Below are 1,247 nucleotides of genomic sequence, written 5' to 3'. Positions count from 1 at the left end.
CTTTCCCCTTTCCTCTTTCCCCTTTCCTCTTTCCCCTTTCCTCTTTCCCCTTTCCTCTTTCCCCTTTCCTCTTTCCCCTTTCCCCTTTCCCCTTTCCTCTTTCCCCTTTCCTCTTTCCTCTTTCCTCTTTCCTCTTTCCTCTTTCCTCTTTCCTCTTTCCTCTTTCCCCTTTCCCCTTTCCTCTTTCCTCTTTCCTCTTTCCTCTTTCCTCTTTCCTCTTTCCCCTTTCCCCTTTCCTCTTTCCTCTTTCCAATTATTATTCAGGATAACGGGCAAATTGCCATTTGCCCCTACGTATTCCTCTTTCCTCTTTCTTTTTTTCATACATTTACGAAAAAAATCCGGAATTCGTATGAAATGGGAAAATCGTAGAGAAAGCAAAAACGTCCAAGATAATCGCGGAAAATCGATGGTTGGCAAAACCGCATTAGGCGGAGGGTTAATTGGTATTATTGCCATGCTACTTGTTATTTTTGGTGGTGAAACAGGCCAACAGATTGCTCCTGTCTTAGAACAACTCAATCAAGGAGGTCAAACCACAGAACAAACAGAAACAAGAACACTTTCCTCTGAGGAGAAGACAATGGGGAAAATGGTTTCAGTTATTTTCGCCGATACAGAAGATGTTTGGCATAGTATTTTTGATCAACAGGGACAAATTTACAAAGAACCTACCTTAGTTTTATTTGACGATCAAGTACAAACCAAATGTGGAAATGCATCTGCTAACGTAGGTCCGTTCTATTGTCCTGCCGATCAAACGGTTTATATGGATTTGCGATTCTTCGAGGAATTACACCAACGTTTTGGCGCAGAAAAAGGAGATTTCGCTATTGCTTATGTCATCGCCCATGAAGTTGGTCACCATGTACAAAACTTATTGGGAACCAATGCAAAAGTATGGGAACAACAACAAAAGTTATCTAAAAAAGAAGCAAATAAATTATCCGTTGCTCAAGAACTACAAGCTGATTTTTATGCGGGTGTTTGGGCTAAACACATTCAAAAATACCTCGAACCTAAAGATATCGACATTGCTTTAAGCGCCGCTCAAGCTGTTGGTGATGACGCCATTCAAAAAAGAGTAAACGGACAAGTGAATCCTGATTCTTTTACCCATGGTAGTTCTAAACAGCGTAAGGAATGGTTCATGAAAGGATACCAAACGGGGAGGGTGTCCCGTGAACTGTGTCATTAAAATAATTGTATAATAAAATATGTACATTAGTAAAATGAGCAGAGAACAA

The 1,247-nt window shown here is 40.5% G+C and carries 2 protein-coding genes; one reads left to right on the top strand and one right to left on the bottom strand.

Annotated features, from left to right (window positions below):
• On the bottom strand, positions 1-324 hold a 324-nt coding region (locus HX004_RS12305), incomplete at its 3' end, for a hypothetical protein (protein WP_286442853.1).
• 28 nt (positions 325-352) lie between these two features.
• On the opposite strand from HX004_RS12305, the gene ypfJ reads away from it, so the two are divergent.
• Positions 353-1,198: a KPN_02809 family neutral zinc metallopeptidase gene (ypfJ, locus tag HX004_RS12300; protein ID WP_286442852.1), complete on the top strand. Its 846-nt coding sequence runs from the start codon at positions 353-355 to the stop codon at positions 1,196-1,198.
• The last annotated feature ends 49 nt before the right edge of the window (positions 1,199-1,247 follow it).

This window comes from Myroides sp. 1354, assembly GCF_030324495.1.
In the GTDB taxonomy this organism is placed as follows: domain Bacteria; phylum Bacteroidota; class Bacteroidia; order Flavobacteriales; family Flavobacteriaceae; genus Flavobacterium.
This window is presented reverse-complemented; position numbering and strand designations above follow the sequence as displayed.